Source organism: Kutzneria viridogrisea DSM 43870 (genome assembly GCF_000525635.1).
Classification (GTDB): Bacteria; Actinomycetota; Actinomycetes; order Mycobacteriales; family Pseudonocardiaceae; genus Kutzneria; species Kutzneria viridogrisea.
Genome location: NZ_CP007155.1, coordinates 3,542,560 through 3,559,072, shown reverse-complemented (window position 1 = coordinate 3,559,072; position 16,513 = coordinate 3,542,560). Strand labels below are relative to the sequence as shown.

15 protein-coding genes are annotated in these 16,513 nt (G+C 71.5%); 7 read left to right on the top strand and 8 right to left on the bottom strand.

All coding sequences use genetic code 11. From position 1 onward, the window contains the following. Positions 1 to 29: 29 nt before the first annotated feature. Positions 30 to 890, top strand: coding sequence for an LLM class flavin-dependent oxidoreductase (locus tag KALB_RS15990; protein WP_025356718.1), 861 nt, complete (start codon positions 30 to 32; stop codon positions 888 to 890). A gap of 60 nt (positions 891 to 950) precedes the next feature. On the opposite strand, the gene KALB_RS15985 is transcribed toward KALB_RS15990, so the two are convergent. Beyond that, positions 951 to 1,838, bottom strand: coding sequence for an oxygenase MpaB family protein (locus KALB_RS15985; protein WP_025356717.1), 888 nt, complete (start codon positions 1,836 to 1,838; stop codon positions 951 to 953). Between the two features lie 11 nt (positions 1,839 to 1,849). Further along, positions 1,850 to 3,559, bottom strand: a complete 1,710-nt coding sequence (locus tag KALB_RS15980) for an acyl-CoA dehydrogenase family protein (RefSeq protein ID WP_025356716.1) — start codon at positions 3,557 to 3,559, stop codon at positions 1,850 to 1,852. Positions 3,560 to 3,648: 89 nt separating this feature from the next. Here KALB_RS15980 and KALB_RS15975 point away from each other — a divergent pair, with 89 nt between their 5' ends. Beyond that, positions 3,649 to 4,269 carry a TetR/AcrR family transcriptional regulator gene (locus KALB_RS15975; protein WP_025356715.1) on the top strand — a complete coding sequence of 207 codons (621 nt, stop codon included), beginning with the start codon at positions 3,649 to 3,651 and terminating at the stop codon, positions 4,267 to 4,269. Here the strand turns inward: KALB_RS15975 and KALB_RS15970 are convergent. The 3 genes from KALB_RS15970 to KALB_RS15960 all read right to left on the bottom strand — a co-directional run bounded on the left by KALB_RS15970 (position 4,256) and on the right by KALB_RS15960 (position 6,852). Then, entirely contained in the window at positions 4,256 to 5,377 is a 1,122-nt protein-coding gene (locus tag KALB_RS15970) for a zinc-binding dehydrogenase (protein ID WP_025356714.1), read from the bottom strand. The genes KALB_RS15975 and KALB_RS15970 overlap by 14 nt on opposite strands. Beyond that, positions 5,374 to 5,787: an acyl-CoA thioesterase gene (locus tag KALB_RS15965; RefSeq protein ID WP_025356713.1), complete on the bottom strand. Its 414-nt coding sequence runs from the start codon at positions 5,785 to 5,787 to the stop codon at positions 5,374 to 5,376. The genes KALB_RS15970 and KALB_RS15965 overlap by 4 nt, the downstream gene beginning before the upstream one ends. 135 nt (positions 5,788 to 5,922) lie before the next feature. Further along, positions 5,923 to 6,852: a hypothetical protein gene (locus KALB_RS15960; RefSeq protein WP_025356712.1), complete on the bottom strand. Its 930-nt coding sequence runs from the start codon at positions 6,850 to 6,852 to the stop codon at positions 5,923 to 5,925. A gap of 133 nt (positions 6,853 to 6,985) precedes the next feature. On the opposite strand from KALB_RS15960, the gene KALB_RS15955 reads away from it, so the two are divergent. Next, positions 6,986 to 7,621 carry a response regulator gene (locus KALB_RS15955; protein ID WP_042220382.1) on the top strand — a complete coding sequence of 212 codons (636 nt, stop codon included), beginning with the start codon at positions 6,986 to 6,988 and terminating at the stop codon, positions 7,619 to 7,621. Positions 7,622 to 7,766: 145 nt separating this feature from the next. Here the strand turns inward: KALB_RS15955 and KALB_RS15950 are convergent, their stop codons facing one another. Both KALB_RS15950 and pruA read right to left on the bottom strand, forming a co-directional pair. Further along, complete coding sequence (locus KALB_RS15950; protein WP_025356711.1) at positions 7,767 to 8,696, bottom strand: proline dehydrogenase family protein; 930 nt, start codon at positions 8,694 to 8,696, stop codon at positions 7,767 to 7,769. A 67-nt stretch (positions 8,697 to 8,763) separates the two neighbouring features. Continuing rightward, positions 8,764 to 10,389, bottom strand: coding sequence for an L-glutamate gamma-semialdehyde dehydrogenase (gene pruA / locus KALB_RS15945; protein WP_025356710.1), 1,626 nt, complete (start codon positions 10,387 to 10,389; stop codon positions 8,764 to 8,766). 184 nt (positions 10,390 to 10,573) lie between these two features. Here pruA and KALB_RS15940 point away from each other — a divergent pair, with 184 nt between their 5' ends. The 3 genes from KALB_RS15940 (at position 10,574) to KALB_RS15930 (ending at position 14,998) form a co-directional block, all read left to right on the top strand. Further along, on the top strand, positions 10,574 to 12,076 hold the full coding sequence (locus KALB_RS15940) for a PucR family transcriptional regulator (protein ID WP_420811825.1): 1,503 nt from the start codon (positions 10,574 to 10,576) through the stop codon (positions 12,074 to 12,076). A gap of 48 nt (positions 12,077 to 12,124) precedes the next feature. Continuing rightward, positions 12,125 to 13,573, top strand: coding sequence for an argininosuccinate synthase (gene argG / locus KALB_RS15935; protein WP_025356708.1), 1,449 nt, complete (start codon positions 12,125 to 12,127; stop codon positions 13,571 to 13,573). Between the two features lie 84 nt (positions 13,574 to 13,657). Next, positions 13,658 to 14,998: an FAD-dependent oxidoreductase gene (locus KALB_RS15930; RefSeq protein WP_025356707.1), complete on the top strand. Its 1,341-nt coding sequence runs from the start codon at positions 13,658 to 13,660 to the stop codon at positions 14,996 to 14,998. Between the two features lie 86 nt (positions 14,999 to 15,084). On the opposite strand, the gene KALB_RS15925 is transcribed toward KALB_RS15930, so the two are convergent. Then, positions 15,085 to 15,582 (bottom strand): phosphoribosyltransferase, encoded by a 498-nt coding sequence (locus tag KALB_RS15925; protein WP_025356706.1) that lies wholly within the window; start codon positions 15,580 to 15,582, stop codon positions 15,085 to 15,087. Positions 15,583 to 15,636: 54 nt separating this feature from the next. Between KALB_RS15925 and KALB_RS15920 the strand changes: the two genes are divergently transcribed. Beyond that, complete coding sequence (locus tag KALB_RS15920) at positions 15,637 to 16,434, top strand: siderophore-interacting protein (RefSeq protein WP_025356705.1); 798 nt, start codon at positions 15,637 to 15,639, stop codon at positions 16,432 to 16,434. Positions 16,435 to 16,513 lie beyond the last annotated feature (79 nt).

Here is a 16,513-nt window from a genome sequence, read left to right as displayed (position 1 = left end):
GCCCTGACAGCCTCAGTATGGTCGGAACCATGCGCTATTCGATCAACGTTCCGAACTTCGGCGACTTCGCCGACGCGCGTGCGCTCGCCTCGCTGGCCGCCACCGCGGAGCAGGCGGGCTGGGACGCGTTGTTCGTCTGGGACCACGTGGTGCACGTCAAGAGCCGCCGACAGACCTTCGCCGACCCGTGGCTGCTGCTGACCGCGGCCGCGCTGGCCACGAGCCGGATCAGGCTGGGCACGCTCGTCACCCCGGTCGGCAGGCGCAGGCCGCACCAGCTGGCCCGCCAGGTGTCCACTTTGGACCAGATCAGCGCCGGGCGGACGATCTTCGGCGCGGGGCTGGGCGCACCGGTCGAGGACGAGTACGGCAGTTTCGGCGAGCCCACCGACCCCGTGGTCATCGCCGAACTGCTGGACGAGGGACTGGAACTGCTGGACCGGTACTGGGCAGGCGAGACGGTGACGCACCAGGGCCGTCACCACCAGGTGCACGAGGTGAGCCTGCTGCCCACCCCGGTGCAGCGCCCGCGGGTACCGGTCTGGATCGCTGGGTACTGGCCGAACCGCCGCCCGATGCGCCGGGCCGCCCGCTGGGACGGGGTGGTGCCGCTGTTCGCCTCCGCGGGGCACGGGTGGACCCCGCCGGTCGAGGAGGTCCGCGAGTTGGCCGGCTACGTGCACTCGCACCGCGCCGAACAGTCGGACCGCCCGTTCGACGTGGTCGTCGGCGGCATCAGCCCGACCGATCCCGCGCAGGCCCGCGACCTGATCGGCCCGCTGGCCGAGGCGGGCGCCACCTGGTGGGACGAGCGGCGCCCGATCGACGAGCACATCGGCGAACTGGCACCGGTGCTGCGCCGCGTCGAACAGGGTCCGCCGAAGCTGTGACCACCAAGAGCCATGCCATGAAAGTGCCGTTCCTGGCGTCAGGTGCCAGGAACGGCACTTTCATGGCACCGCAAGGGCGGCGCGGGCCGCTGCGGGCGTGGTGGTCTGGGGGCGGTCGGGCACGCCTCGGAACAGGTGCTGCTTGAGGACGTGCCGGGTGGCGGGCAGCGTGCCGGACAGTACGGCGAGCTTGGCGCGGGGTGAGCGCGCGACGCGCACGGCAGCGCGCACGGCGGGGCGGATGGCGCGGTCCAGGGCGAGGGGCTGGTCGAAGTTGCCGAGTTGGCGCATCCAACGGGGCAGGGTGGCGATGGTGGCGGGGGCCATGAGGCGGCTCATGGCCCACAGCCGGGACTTGCCCTGGGCACGCGGGGTGCGCAGCAGGTAGTGCATACCCTCGTTGGCGCGTTCGGAGGTGCACAGGTTGGGCCGGACGGCGGCGAAGTACTCGCGGACCTGTTCGCGGGAACTGGGGACGTCGGCGGGTTTGCAGGTCTGCAACTCGGCGGCGATGACGCACTCCGCCCAGTAGCGCCGCTCCTGGGCTGGTGTGAGTCGGCCGGGACCGTAGACCTCGTAGCACTTGAGCACGGAATGCCAGCCGGTGACGTGGATCCACAGCTGCGAGGCGGGGTTGTTGGCGCTGTAACGCTTGCCGGTGACGGGGTCGATACCGGTGGCCTTGGCGTGCACTTTCATCAGGAACTCGGCGGCGGCCACAGCGGTGGCACCGTCGGCGACAGCGATGGTGAGGAAGTAGGCGAGGGTACGGTCGAGGCGGCCGATCGGGTCGGTGTAGATGCCGCGCTGGTCGGCGACGGCGGCGGTGAGCAGGGGGTCGAAGTGTTCCAGTACAACGGATCGCTGGAAGCCGATCAGCGCGGTCGGGCTGGTCCAGACCTGCCAGGTGGGTGAGTCGGGGCCGAAGAAGCCGTAGTCCTGTGCCATGGCCGACCCCCTCAGGGCTTCATCTCGTAGGCGCCGGACAGGGCGAGCACCTGCTGCCACACCGCGTCGAAGGCGGCGGCGTCGGTGACGGGCTTGCGCAGGGCGGACACGGCCCACTGCTGCTGGGCGGGCGTGGAGCTGCGCTTGCCGTGCAGTTCCACGGCGTGCCGGGAGAAGTCGCGGACGAGCACGTCGAACACGGCACCAACGAGGTGGGAGTCCACGCCGAGGATCTCGGCCTGTTCGAGGATGAGCTGGCCGTAGACGATCAGCGTGAACAGCTCGCCGAGGGTCAGCGTGAAGTCCATGTCGCCCTGCTGGGCGGCATCGGGCGCGGCGGTGCTGAGCAGCTCGGCGAAGGCGTTGGCCTGCTCGGTGAACAGGGCGACGTTGGGCAGGTGCGCGTGCCGGGCGTAGACCTCACGCCAGTCGTGGAAGCGGACCTTGCCCAGGCCGCGGGCGGGCCCCTGGCGGAACAGGAACTCGTCGTCGGCGGGGTCGGTGCGGGTGCCGACGGGCGGGTAGGCCTGCGGCTGGAACAGGTAGGCGGGCATGAACTTGCCGATCAGGGCGAGGTTGACGGCGACCGTGCCCTCCAGCTTCGGCAGGCCGTTGACGTCCATCTTGGCCAGCGGCAGGTAGTTGTCGGCCTCGAAGCCCTTGGCGGCGACGATGTCCCCGATCAGGGCGAGCACGGCCTCGGCCTCGGTGGTGACCTTCATCTTGGTGATCGGGTTGAACAGCAGGTAGCGGCGGTCCTCGGGGTTGGCGCTGCGGAAGTAGTCCACGGCCCGGTCGGAGAACAGCCGCATGCCGGTCAGCCGGGCGCAGGCGTCGACGAACTGGCGGCGCACGTGCGGGAAGTCGGTGACCGGGTTGCCGTACAGAATCCTGTTGTGCGCGTGGGTGATCGCCTCGTACAGGGCGTGCGTGGTCAGGCCGATGCCGCCGAAGCACAGGTTGAACTTGCCGATGTTGACGGTGTTCAGCGCGGCGGAGAACGCGGCCTCGCCGGTGTGCAGGATGTCCTCGGCGCGCACCGGGTAGTCCCGCAACCGGAACTCGGCCACGTACATCTGCGAGGGCACCACGTTCTTGACCACGTGGTAGTTGGGGTGCGTGGAGTCGGCGTAGAAGAACACGTACTGGTCGGGGCCCTCGACCCCGTGGACGCAGCCGAACACCGAGACGGTGGTGGCGCAGTTGCCGTTGCCGATGTAGTACTTGCCGCCGGTGGCGGTGTAGCCCCCGGAGCCGTCCGGGGTGAGCACCATGTCGGAGGCGTAGATGTCGGCCCCGTGCTCCTTCTCGGACAGGCCGAAGGCGCCGACCCCGCCGGCGTCCAGTGCCTTGGCGGCGCGCTGGCGGGCGGCGGCGTTCTCGCTCTGCCACACCGGCCCCAGGCCCAGCACGGTGACCTGCCAGGGGTACCAGTAGTTCAGCCCGTAGAAGGCGAGCACCTCGGACAGGGCGGCGATGCGCGCGGTGTCCCAGCGCTTGTCCGCGTTGGGGCCCGCGTCGCGAGCGGGGGTCAGGAAGGTGGCGAACAGGCCCTCGGCGGCGGCGAAGTCCAGGAAGTCCTGGTAGAAGACCTTCTCGTGGTAGTCGCGCACCAGGCGCTGCTTGCCGCGGGCCTCGAACCAGTCGATGGTGGCCCGCAGCAGCCGACGGGTCTCCGGGTCGAAGTGCGCCGGGTCGTACCGGTTCGGGTCCAGCAGCAGCGACCTGATCTCCACCTGTGCCTCCTCGAAATACTACCGTCGAGTAGCAATATGCTACGGTGGAGTAGCTTTGTCCAGTGGGAGGCCGAGTGAGCAAGCGCCGCGCCTACGCGCCGAGGGTCCCCGCCGAGCAGCGCCGGACCCAGGTACTCGACGCCGCGCTGCACCTGGTGGTGACCTCGGGGCACCAGGCGGTGACGATGGAGGCCGTGGCCGAGCAGGCCGGGGTCACCAAGCCGGTGGTCTACGGGGTGTTCGCCAGCCGTGCCGACCTGCTCCAGGCGCTGCTGCACCGTGAGCAGGAGCAGGCGCTGGCCCAACTGCTGGCGATCCTGCCCGCGCGGGCCGAGGAGCAGGACCCGAGCGAACTGGCCGCCCGCGTGCTGGCCGAGTTCCTGCACGCGGTGCGCCAGTCGCCGGACCGCTGGCACTGCATCGTCATGCCGATGGCCGACATGCCCGCCCAGTTCCACGCCGCCCGCGAACGGGCCCGCGCGGTGACACTCGCCCGCGCCGAGCAGATGGCCCAGGGGCTGCTGCGCGCCGTGGGCGCCCCGCCGGAGCTGGCCGCCGACATCGTCGCGCACACCGTGGTGAGCCTGTTCGAGATGGCGGCCCGGCTGGTACTCACCGATCCGGAGCACTTCGTCCCCGAGCGGTTCGTGGCCGCGATCCGGGCCGCGATCGGGTTGTCGCTCAGGGCACGATGACCTGGCGCACGGCCTCTCCCCCGGCCAACTGGTCGAAGCCCGCGTTGACCTCGTCCAGCCGCAACCGCCCGGACACGAGTTCCTGCACGGGAAGCAGACCGGCCTGGTACAGCTCGATGAAGCGCGGGATGTCCCGGCGGGGCACGCTGGAACCGAGGTAGCTGCCGCGCAGGGTGCGCTCCTCGGCGACCAGGCTCAGCGCGGGCAGCACGAGTTGCCGGTCCGGGTGCGGCAGGCCGACCGTGACGGTGGTGCCGCCGATCCGCGTGGCCCGGTAGGCCTGCGCGAGCACGTGCTCGCTGCCGGTGGTGTCGATGACCTTGTCGGCCCCGCCGCCGGTCAGCTCGCGGACCTGCTCCACGGCGTCCTCGCCCCCGGCGACGGCGTGTGCCGCCCCCAGCCGCAGCGCGAGATCCCGCTTACCGGGCACCAGGTCCACCGCCACGATCGAGCTGGCGCCGGCGGCCCTGGCGGCCAGCAGGGCGGCGAGCCCGACCCCGCCGAGCCCGAACACCGCGACCCGCTCCCCCGGCTTGACCTCGGCGCTGTGGAAGGCGGCCCCGGCACCGGTCAGCACGGCGCAGCCGAACAGCGCGGCGATCTCGTGTGGCAGGGTCGGGTCGACGCGCACGGCGGATTTGCCCGACACGACAGCGTATTCGGCGAAGGCCGACACTCCGAGGTGGTGGTGCGGGCGCTCACCGTCGGCGGCCAGCCAGCGCCGCTGGCCGGTGAGCAGGGTGCCGTTGCGGTTGGCCACCGCGCCCGGCTCGCACAGCGCGGGCCGCCCGGCCAGGCACATCCGGCACGCACCGCAGGCGGGCACGAAGGCGAGCACCACGTGGTCCCCCACCGCGAACTCCGCGTCCGGGCCGACCTCGACCACCTCGCCAGCGGCCTCGTGCCCGAGCACCATCGGCAGCGGGCGGGGCCGCGAGCCGTTGATCACCGACAGGTCGGAGTGGCAGAGCCCGGCGGCGCCGATGCGCACCAGCAGTTCCCCGCGTCCCGGCGGGTCCAGCTCCAGCTCGGTGACCTCCAGCGGCCGGTCCTGCGCGTAGGGCGTGGGCCCCCCGGTGCGGCGCAGCACCGCGGCGTTGACCTTCATGCGTTCACCAGCTTCGCGAGCTCGCCGCGCATCGGCTCGGCGATCGGGGTGGGTTTGCGGGTCAGCCGGTCCACGAACACGTGCACGAAGTGGCCCTCTGCGACCAGCGTGGACCGGTCGTGGTTGTACAGCCCGATCTCGTACTTGACGCTGCTGGTGCCCAGGTGGCCGACGCGCAGTCCCACCGAGATCGTCTCCGGGAAGCTCAGCGAGGCCTTGTAGACGCAGTGCGACTCCACGCACAGGCCGATCGGGCCGTCCCCGTCCAGGTCGAGCCCGGCCTGCCCGATCAACCAGGTGTTGATCACGGTGTCCATCACCGAGTAGTGCACCGCGTTGTTGACGTGCCCGTAGTGGTCGTTGTCCTTCCACCGGGTCGGGACGTCCTGCCAGTAGCCGTACTCGGTCATGCGCTGCCCTCCACGCCGCGGTCGACACCGGGCCACAAGCACGCACCGGCACCGAACTGTTCTACCGCGACTGGGGCACCGGCGCGCCCGTGGCGTTCGTCTCCCGTTGGGCGCCGAACCGGTCGACGAGCCGACTCAACTCTCCGGCTCAGGCGGCAGGCCCACCCGCAGCAGGGCGTGCACGTACCCGTCCACGCCGAGCTGCTCGGCAAGGCCCGCGCGGACCTCGTCCAGACGGATCAGCCTGCTCACCGGGCGCACCCACAGCCCCAGCGCCGCGGCGGCCAGCCGGGCGTTCTGCACCGCGGCACCGGCCAGCACGTGGTCGCGCGGGGTGTCGCCCCTGGTGCAGACCAGCAGCACCGGACCGGACACCAGCCGGGCCGCGATCGCGCACACGGCGTCGGCGTAGGGCTCCACCAGGGTGGCGACCGGCCGCTGCTCGGTGGTCGGCACCGGGCTCAGCGCGCTGGGCTGCGGGGTCAGCCAGGGCCGCAACTCGTCGGCACACCAGCGGTCACCGTCCAGCCTGCGCCCCGCGTGCAGCACCAGGCGGGCCGCCGCGGCGACCTCGGACCGGTCGCTGAGCAGCCGCAGGTCCGTGCCGGGGCACCAGTTCGAGGCCAGCAGCCGGTCCAGGGCAGTGGCCTCACCCGGCCAGGGGCTCGGCTCGGCCCAGTACGGGTCCATGCGCTCGACACGCCGGTGCAGCCACAGCTCGGCGGCGGTCGGCTCGGCCCGTGCGACCGCGCGGACCACCGCGACCAGGTCGGGCTCCATGCCGTCACCGGCGATCTCCATGGTCGCCCGCCAGCCCAGGCTGCGCACCGCGAGGAACAGGTTGGCCAGCGCCGTGCCGCAGTACACCAGCCGGTTGATCCCGGCCCGCTCGTGCCGCTGCGCGGCCCCCAGCTGGTACAGCGAGGCGGTCCGCTCCCCCAGTTGCAGCACGTAGGGCCGCTCCGGATGCAGCACCGGTGCGTGTCGCACGGCGTTGAGCAAGGTGGTGGTCTCGGTTTTGCTCCACTGGTCACCGGATTGGCGGTTCGGGCGCCGGGTCAACACAACGGTGTCCTCCGTCCTCGACGTCGAGGGTGTGCTCCTCGGTGTTGACGCCGTACAGCCACCGGTCGTTCACCTGGGCCACTGATGACTTTTGACCCTGCCACGCCGTGTACGCCGCTGGCTAGGGTGACGCGTGCCCACAAGCGTGTTCCTGGTAGACGATCACGAGATCGTCCGGCGTGGACTGGCCGACCTGCTGGAGGACGAGTCCGATCTGGAGGTGGTCGGCGAGGCGGCCTCGGTGGCCGAGGCGCTGGCCCGCGTGCCCGCGGCCCGGCCGGACGTGGCGGTGCTGGACGTGCGCCTGCCCGACGGCAACGGGGTGGAGCTGTGCCGGGAGCTGCGCTCGCGCGACCCCGGGCTGCACTGCCTGATGCTGACGTCCTTCTCCGACGACGAGGCCCTGTTCGACGCCATCATGGCCGGGGCGGCCGGGTTCGTGCTCAAGCAGGTGCTGGGCCACGACCTGCTGGCCGCCGTGCGCACCGTGGCCGCGGGCCAGTCGCTGCTGGACGCGCGCACGACCTCGGCGCTGCTGGGCCGCCTGCGCCGCGAGCGCGAGCACACCGATCCGCTGCGGGAGCTGTCCGAGCAGGAGCGGGCGGTGCTGGACCTGGTCGGTGAGGGGCTGACCAACCGGCAGATCGCCGAGCGCATGTTCCTGGCGGAGAAGACGGTGAAGAACTACGTGTCGCACATGCTGGCCAAGCTCGGCATGCAGCGCCGCACCCAGGCCGCCGTGCTGGCGACCGAACTCCGCCGCCGCTGAGGGCGCGTACCGCAAGTGCGAACACACCGTACGGGAGCGTCCGACACGCGGTACCGGAAGCGCCGACACGCGGGGTTGACCCCGCGTGTCGGCGCTTCCGGTACCGCGTGTCGGCGCTTGCGGTACGCCGTGTTTGCGCTTGAGGTCAGTTCGTGGTGAGCAGCGAGCGCAGGAAGAACGTCACGTTGGCCGGGCGCTCGGCGAGGCGGCGCATGAAGTAGCCGTACCACTGGTCGCCGTAGGGCACGTAGACGCGCATCGTGGTGCCGTTGGCCGCGATCTCGCGCTGGGCGTCGGGCCGCACGCCGTAGAGCATCTGGTGCTCGTAGCTGTCGGCGGTGCGCCCCGCGGCGGCGGCGACCTGCGCCGCGATGCGGACCAGCCGCGGGTCGTGCGAGGCGACCATCGGGTAGCCCTGGCCGTTCATGAGCACCTTCAGGCAGCGCACGTAGGACAGGTCCACCTCGTCCTTGCCCTGGTAGGCAACGGATTCCGGCTCCTTGTACGCGCCCTTGCACAGCCGCACGCGGGAACCGGCCCCGGACAGGTCCCGGCAGTCCTGCTCGGTGCGATGCAGGTAGGCCTGGAGCACGGCGCCCACCCACGGGAAGTCCACCCGCAGGTCGGCGAGGATGCCCAGGGTCGAGTCGGTGGTGGTGTGGTCCTCCATGTCCAGGGTGACCGTGGTGCCCACCGCCGAGGCGGCCTCACAGATGCGCCTGGCGTTGTCCAGGGCCAGCTTCTCGCCGTCGCGGGGCAGCGACTGCCCGACCGCCGACAGCTTCACCGACACCTCGGCGCCCGAGGCCAGCCCGGTGCGGCCCAGCTCGGCCAGCAGCCGCTCGTAGGCGTGCACGGTGGCGGCGGCCTGGGCCAGCTCGGTGGTGTCCTCACCGAGGTGGTCGAGGGTGACCTTGCGCCCGTCGGCGAGCAGGTCGCCGGTGACGCGGACGGCCTCCTCCAGGGTGTCGCCCGCCACGTAGCGGGAGACGACCGGCTTGGTCAGCGGGGTGCGCTCGACGAACGAGCGAGCCTGCGGCGAACGGGCCGCGGCCAACAGGGCGGAGCGCATCATGCTTCCTCGCTTGGGAATCAGGGGTTCCGCCGCCCCGCGCGGATGGCACGGGGCGGCGGGAACCGGGTCACCCCTGGTGGGGGTGGCGGGAGGTGGTCGGCGGAACGAAGGTTTCCTTGATGGAGCGCGGGCTGACCCAGCGCAGCAGGTTGTGCACCGAACCGGCCTTGTCGTTGGTGCCCGAGGCCCGGCCGCCGCCGAAGGGCTGCTGGCCGACCACGGCGCCGGTGGGCTTGTCGTTGACGTAGAAGTTGCCCGCGGTGAAGCGCAGGGCCTGCTGCACCTTGGTGATCACGGCGCGGTCGTTGGCGATGATCGAGCCGGTCAACGCGTACGGGGAGGCGCTGTCGACCAGGCCGAGCACCTTGTCGAAGTCGGCGTCCTCGTAGACGTGCACCGCGAGCACCGGGCCGAAGTACTCGGTGCTGAACACCTCGTGTGTCGGGTCCTGGCCGACCAGCACGGTCGGGCGCACGAAGTAGCCCTCGGCATCGTCGGCGGTGCCACCGGCGAGGACCTCCAGCGCGGAGTCGGACTGCGCGCGCCGCAGGACACCGGCCAGCTTGTCGTAGGAGCGGCGGTCGATCACCGCGCCCATGAAGTTGTCCAGGTTGGTGACGTCCCCCATGGACAGCGCCTCGACCTCGGCCGCGAGCGGGTCGCGCAGCTTGGTCCACAGCGAGCGCGGCACGTAGGCGCGGGAGGCCGCCGAGCACTTCTGGCCCTGGTACTCGAAGGCGCCGCGGACCAGCGCGGTGCGCAGCACGTCCAGGTCGGCGGAGGGGTGGGCCAGCACGAAGTCCTTGCCGCCGGTCTCGCCCACCAGGCGCGGGTAGCCGCGGTAGGTGCCGATGTTGGCGCCGACCGAGGCCCACAGGTGCTGGAAGGTCTTGGTGGAGCCGGTGAAGTGGATCCCGGCCAGGTCCGGGTCGGCCAGCGCGATGTCGGAGACCGCGATGCCGTCGCCGGTGACCAGGTTGATCACACCGGCGGGCAGACCGGCCTGCTCCAGCAGCTGCATGGTCAGGTGCGCGGCGAAGGTCTGCGTCGGGGAGGGCTTCCACACCACGGTGTTGCCCATCAACGCCGGGGCGGTGGGCAGGTTGGCCGCGATGGCGGTGAAGTTGAACGGGGTGATCGCGTAGACGAAGCCCTCCAGCGGGCGGTGGTCGGTGCGGTTCCACACCCCCGCCGAGCTCGCGGGCTGCTTGGCAAGCAGCTCGCGGGCGAAGGACACGTTGAAGCGCCAGAAGTCGGCCAGCTCGCAGGCGGAGTCGATCTCGGCCTGGATGGCGGTCTTGGACTGGCCGAGCATGGTGGCCGCGTTCAGGGTGGCCCGCCACGGGCCGGTCAGCAGGTCGGCGGCGCGCAGCAGCACGGCGGCCCGCTCGTCGAAGGGCAGCTCGCGCCAGGCCGGGGCGGCCTGCTTGGCGGCGCTCACCGCGTCGCGGGCGTCCTCGTGGGTGGCACCGCCGAAGGTGCCCAGCACGGCGCGGTGGTTGTGCGGCTGCACCACGTCCACGCGCTCGCCGCCGCCCATCCGGCGCTGGCCGCCGATGGTCATGGGCAGCTCGATCTGCTCCTTGGCCAGCTCCGACAGCTTCGCCTCCAGCTGGGCCCGCTCCGGGCTGCCGGGTGCGTACTGCAGCACCGGCTCGTTCACGGGCGTCGGGACCTGCGTCACGGCATCCACTGGCACTCCTCATCAACGACGTCGTCGCCACGAACACTAAGCAGCGACGAGCTCCCGGATTTTGTCCGGACGGATAAGCTTCTCGACACCAGTTTGTCCGAACTGACAAGGAGCTGCCATCACCGCCACGCCATCGACCGGGGCCAGCCTGCGCCAACTGCTGATCGCGCTCGGAGATCCGCTGGTGGAGGTGCTCGCCGCCCCGCGCGGGCTGGACGCGGAGATCCTGGACGTGGTGATCACCGACCCCGAGGACGTGCCGGACACCCGGCCCGGCGATCTGGCCCTGCTGATCGGGGCACGCGGGCGGGCCGCTGCGCCCGCGGTGCGCGAGGCCGCACGGCGGGGCGCCACGGCGGTGGCCGTCAAGGAGGCCGAGCCGCTGCGCGAGGTGGCCGTCACGGCGGGCATCACCCTGCTGGCGGTCCGCCCCGAGGTGCGCTGGGAGCACCTGGAGTCCCTGGCGCGCAACGTGGTCGCCACGGCCCGGGGCAGCGCGGACCTGGAGGCGGGCGAGTCACTGGGCGACCTGTTCTCCCTGGCGCAGACCATCGCGGCGCTGACCGGGGGCAGCATCAGCATCGAGGACATGGCCAGCCGGGTGCTGGCCTACTCGCGGGCCGGGGACGAGGTGGACGAGCTGCGCAGGCTGTCGATCCTGGGGCGGGAGGGCCCCGAACCGTACCTGGCGCTGCTGCGGGAGTGGGGGGTCTACGAGCGGCTGCGCTCCGGCGAGGAGGTCGTGCACATCGACGAGCGCCCCGAACTGGGCATCCGCCGACGAATCGCGGTGGGCGTGCACGCGGGCAGCCGCCAGCTGGGCACGGTCTGGGTGCAGGAGGGCAGCCAGCCGCTGACCGAGCACGCCGACCGGGCTCTGCTGGGCGCGGCCCGCCTCGCGGCGCTGCACCTGGTGCGGCGCCGTGACAGCGCCAGCGCGGGCCTGCGACTGCGGGAGAACCTGCTGGCGGGGATGCTGGACGGGCGGATCGCGGCGAGCGCGGTGGCCGGGCAGATCGGCGCCGACCCGGCCAAGCCCGCGGCCGTGGTGGTGTTCGCCCTGCGGGCGGCCGACCGCAGCCGGTCCGAGCTGGAGCTGCACCGCGAGGAGATGATCGGCATCATCTCGGTGCACGCGGCGGCCTACCGGCGCAGCGCGCTGGCGACCGCGTTGGGCGGCCGGGTCTACGTGCTGCTGCCCGAGCTGACCGACCCCGCCTCGGTGCTGGCCCTGACCAGGGAGGCGTTGGCCGCGACCCGGCGACACCTGGGCGTGCCCGCACAGGCCGCGGTCGGCTCCGTGGTGGCGGGCCTGGACGAGGTGGCGGCCTCGCGCCAGGAAGCGGACCGCGTGCTGGCGGCGATCGCGGACCAGCCCGAGGTGGACGTGGCCGCACTGGCCGACGTGCGCACGCGGGTACTGATCGGCGAGACCCTGGCCCTGCTGGCCGAGCACCCGCGCATTCGCGATCCCCAGCTTGCGGCGCTGGTCGGCACCGAACTGGGCCGCTCGCTGCTGGCCTACCTGGAGGCGTTCGGGGACGTGCGCGCGGCGGCCCACCGGCTGCACGTGCACCCCAACACGTTGCGCTACCGCGTGCGGCGGGCGTGCGAGCTGGGCGATCTGGAACTGGACGACCCGGACCAGCGGCTGTTCGCCCAGCTCCAACTGCGGCTGGAGCACTGATCACCCGCAGATTTGCATGATCATACGGCGACGTGCATAATTTCCAGCATGTCCAAGGTGCTTACCTCCTTGCCCGCCGGAGAGCGCGTCGGCATCGCCTTCTCGGGCGGCCTCGACACTTCGGTCGCGGTCGCGTGGATGCGCGACAAGGGTGCTCTCCCGTGCACCTACACCGCCGACATCGGCCAGTACGACGAGCCCGACATCGCCTCGGTGCCCGGCCGCGCCTCGACCTACGGTGCCGAGATCGCGCGCCTGGTCGACTGCCGCGCGGCACTGGTCGAGGAGGGCCTGGCCGCGCTGGCCTGCGGCGCGTTCCACATCCGCTCGGCGGGGCGCACCTACTTCAACACCACACCGCTGGGCCGCGCCGTCACGGGGACCCTGCTGGTCCGGGCGATGCTCGAGGACGACGTGCAGATCTGGGGCGACGGCTCCACGTTCAAGGGCAACGACATCGAGCGGTTCTACCGGTACGGCCTGCTCGCGAACCCGCACCTGCGCATCTACAAGCCCTGGCTCGACGCGGACTTCGTGTCCGAACTCGGCGGGCGCAAGGAGATGTCGGAGTGGCTGCTCGCGCACGGCCTGCCCTACCGCGACAGCACCGAGAAGGCCTACTCGACCGACGCCAACATCTGGGGCGCCACCCACGAGGCCAAGACCCTGGAGCACCTCGACACCGGCATCGAGACCGTGGACCCGATCATGGGCGTGCGGTTCTGGGATCCCGCGGTCGAGATCGCGGCCGAGGACGTGACGATCGGCTTCGACCAGGGCCGCCCGGTGACCATCAACGGCAAGGAGTTCGCCACCCCGGTCGACCTGGTGATGGAGGCGAACGCGATCGGTGGACGGCATGGCATGGGCATGTCCGACCAGATCGAGAACCGGGTGATCGAGGCCAAGAGCCGCGGCATCTACGAGGCGCCCGGCATGGCGTTGCTGTACGCGGCCTACGAGCGGCTGGTCAACGCGATCCACAACGAGGACACCCTGGCCAGCTACCACGACCAGGGGCGGCGGCTCGGTCGGCTGATGTACGAGGGCCGCTGGCTCGACCCGCAGGCGCTGATGCTGAGGGAGTCGTTGCAGCGCTGGGTCGGCACGGCGGTCATCGGCGAGGTGACGCTGCGGCTGCGGCGTGGTGAGGACTACTCGGTCCTGGACACCACCGGCCCGGCTTTCAGCTACCACCCGGACAAGCTGTCGATGGAGCGCACCGAGGACTCGGCGTTCGGCCCGGTGGACCGGATCGGCCAGCTCACCATGCGCAACCTGGACATCGCCGACTCGCGCGCCAAGCTCGAGCAGTACGCGGGGCTCGGCATGGTCGGCACCAACCACCCCGCGCTCATCGGTGCCGCCCAGGCGGCCTCGACCGGGCTGATCGGCGCGATGCCGCAGGGTGGCGCCGAGGCGATCGCCTCACGCGGCGAGGTCACCGGCGGGGACGAGATTCTCGACCGCGCCGCGATGGAAGCCGGAACCGACTGACCAGCTCGTCGAGTTCGCGGTCGTGGCCGGTGAGCTGAGCCACGATACGCATAAGGCCAGCCTAATTTAGGTTAGGCTGGCCTTATGTTGAGCTCTGACCGTGCACTGCGCGTCGCCGTCGTCGGGTCCGGACCCGCCGGCATCTACGCGGCCGACATCCTGGCCAAGTCGGACACCCCCGTGCAGGTCGACGTGCTCGAACGCCTGCCAGCCCCGTACGGCCTGATCCGCTACGGGGTCGCGCCGGACCACCCGCGCATCAAGCAGATCATCTCCGCCCTGCACCGCGTGCTGGACCGGCCCGACATCCGCTTCTTCGGCAACGTCGAGTTCGGCGTGGACTGCAAGCTGGAGGACCTGCGCCGGTACTACGACGCGGTGATCTTCGCGACCGGGGCCGACCGGGACCGCTCGCTGGACATCCCCGGCGTGGGACTGCCCGGCAGCTTCGGCGCCGCCGACTTCGTGTCCTGGTACGACGGGCACCCCGACGTGCCGCGCGACTGGGACCTGTCCGCCAGCAACGTGGCCGTGATCGGCGCGGGCAACGTGGCGCTCGACGTGGCACGGGTACTCGCCCGCCCCGCCGAGGAACTGCTCTACACGGAGATCCCGGACAACGTGTACCAGGGCCTGCGCGCGAGCCAGGTCACCGACGTGCACGTCTTCGGCCGCCGTGGTCCGGCCCAGGCCAAGTTCACCCCACTGGAGCTGCGCGAACTGGACCACTGCCCCGGGGTCGAGGTGGTCGTGCACCCGGAGGACATCGAGTTCGATGAGGAGAGCCTGCGGCAGGTCCGCACGCACAACCAGACCAAGACCATCGTGAAGACCTTGCAGGACTGGGCTTTGCGGGAACCCCGCGAGCGGGGGCGCCGACTGCACCTGCACTTCCTGCACGCCCCGGTGGAGATCACCGGCGAGGGCCGGGTCGAGGGCCTGCGCACCGAACGCATGGCGCTGACCGGGGACGGCACCGTGCGCGGCACCGGCGAGTTCCACGACTTCCCGGTGCAGGCGGTCTACCGGGCCGTCGGCTACCTGAGCACGGCGCTGCCCGGCCTGCCCTTCGACGAGTCGACCGGAACCGTGCCGCACCAGGCGGGCCGCGTGCTGGACCTGGACGGCACGCCGATGCCCGGGGTCTACGTCACCGGCTGGATCAAGCGCGGACCGGTCGGCCTGATCGGCCACACCAAGGGCGACGCGCTGGAGACGGTCACCAGCCTGCTCGGCGACCTGTCGGCGCTGGAGCCCTGCGCCGAGCCGGACCCCGCGGCGGCCCAGGAGTGGCTCGGCGAGCAGGTCACGACCTGGGCGGGCTGGCAGCGGCTGGACGCCTACGAGCTGGCGCTGGGCGCCGCACAGGACCGCGAACGGATCAAGGTGGTGCCGCGCGAGGAGATGATCGACATCTCCCGCTGACCCCACCCCGGCGAGTCCCGCTCTGCCGCACGCGAGTCCCGCCCAGCGGAGCGGGACTCAGCTGCCCCTGAGCGGGACTCGCCGGGTTAGGCGTCCAGGACCGTGACCTTGCGCTGGACCACCGGCGGCTGGGTGGACCAGGGGAAGTTGATCCACTGGTCGGTGTGCCGCCACACGTACTCGCACTTCACCTCGGAGCGCGGCTTCTCGTAGATCACCGCGCAGCGCACCTCGGCCACGTGCTCGGCGCAGAAGTCGCGCACCAGCTTGAGCGTGGCCCCGGTGTCGGCCACGTCGTCGGCGACCAGCACCTTCGCCCCGGTCAGGTCCACGGCGTTGGGCACCGGCGGCAGCATGACGGGCAGGTCCAGGCGCTGGTCCACCCCGGTGTAGAACTCGACGTTCATGACGTGCAGGTTCTTCACGTCCAGCGCGTAGCCCAGGGCGCCGGCCACGAACAGGCCGCCGCGGGCGATGGACAGCAGCAGGTCGGGCTCGAACCCGTCGTCAGCCACCTGGTGGGCCAGTTCGCGGCTGGCCGTGCCGAACAGATCCCAGGTGAGAACCTCACGCTCCTCGGTCATGCTGACATCGTAGGAGTTGCCCACGATTGCCGATGGTTAGGCTAGGCTTACTTCATGAACGACAAACGGCGTCGCGTGAGCCGGCTCGTGGTGCGCCGCACCGAACGAGTCGCTCCGCACATGATCCGGGTCGTGTTCGGCGGCGAGGACCTCGCGGTGGACAACGGCTTCACCGACCGGTACGTCAAGCTACTGTTCCCGCTACCCGGCGTGGACTACCCGCAGCCACTGGACATCGAGTCCGTGCGCGCCACCATGCCCCGCGAGTCCTGGCCGAAGACCCGCACCTACACGATCCGCTACCACGACCAGGCCACCGGGGACCTGGCGATCGACTTCGTCAGCCACGGGGACACCGGACTGGCCGGTCCGTGGGCGGCCGGGGCCAAGCCCGGCGACGAGTTGCAGTTCCTCGGCCCCGGTGGCGCCTACTCCCCCGACCCCGACGCGGACTGGCACCTGCTGGTCGGCGACGAGGCCGCACTGCCCGCGATCGGCGCCGCCCTGGATGCGGTTCCCCAGGGCGCCAAGGTGATCGCGCTGATCGAGGTCGCCAACGCGAGCGAGCGCCAGCAGCTGTCCACCCCCGGTGACGCCTCGATCACCTGGCTGCACCGCGAGGACGGGGCCGAGGCGCTACTCAAGGCGTTGCAGGACCTGGAGTTCCCACCCGGCCGGGTGCACGCCTTCGTGCACGGCGAGGCGGGTGCCGTCCGCGACCTGCGCCGCCACCTGCTCGACGAGCGCGGGCTGGGCCGCGAGCAGCTCTCGGTCTCCGGCTACTGGCGACAGGGCCGCGACGAGGACGGGTTCCAGGCGGACAAGGCCGCCGAGCGGGCCGCCGCGTCCTGAGCGGAGGTGGTGCCTGCCGTGTCGCGGCAGGCACCACCCGCGCCCGCCCGCAAAAGTGGTAATCGACCTTGTCGGTTTC

Coding starts and splice junctions, on each gene's coding strand:
- KALB_RS15990 (WP_025356718.1), top strand. CDS start 30: ATGCGCTATTCGATCAACGTTCCGAACTTCGGCGACTTCGCCGACGCG.
- KALB_RS15985 (WP_025356717.1), bottom strand. CDS start 1,838: ATGGCACAGGACTACGGCTTCTTCGGCCCCGACTCACCCACCTGGCAG.
- KALB_RS15970 (WP_025356714.1), bottom strand. CDS start 5,377: ATGAAGGTCAACGCCGCGGTGCTGCGCCGCACCGGGGGGCCCACGCCC.
- KALB_RS15965 (WP_025356713.1), bottom strand. CDS start 5,787: ATGACCGAGTACGGCTACTGGCAGGACGTCCCGACCCGGTGGAAGGAC.
- KALB_RS15950 (WP_025356711.1), bottom strand. CDS start 8,696: ATGATGCGCTCCGCCCTGTTGGCCGCGGCCCGTTCGCCGCAGGCTCGC.
- argG (WP_025356708.1), top strand. CDS start 12,125: ATGTCCAAGGTGCTTACCTCCTTGCCCGCCGGAGAGCGCGTCGGCATC.
- KALB_RS15930 (WP_025356707.1), top strand. CDS start 13,658: ATGTTGAGCTCTGACCGTGCACTGCGCGTCGCCGTCGTCGGGTCCGGA.
- KALB_RS15925 (WP_025356706.1), bottom strand. CDS start 15,582: ATGACCGAGGAGCGTGAGGTTCTCACCTGGGATCTGTTCGGCACGGCC.
- KALB_RS15920 (WP_025356705.1), top strand. CDS start 15,637: ATGAACGACAAACGGCGTCGCGTGAGCCGGCTCGTGGTGCGCCGCACC.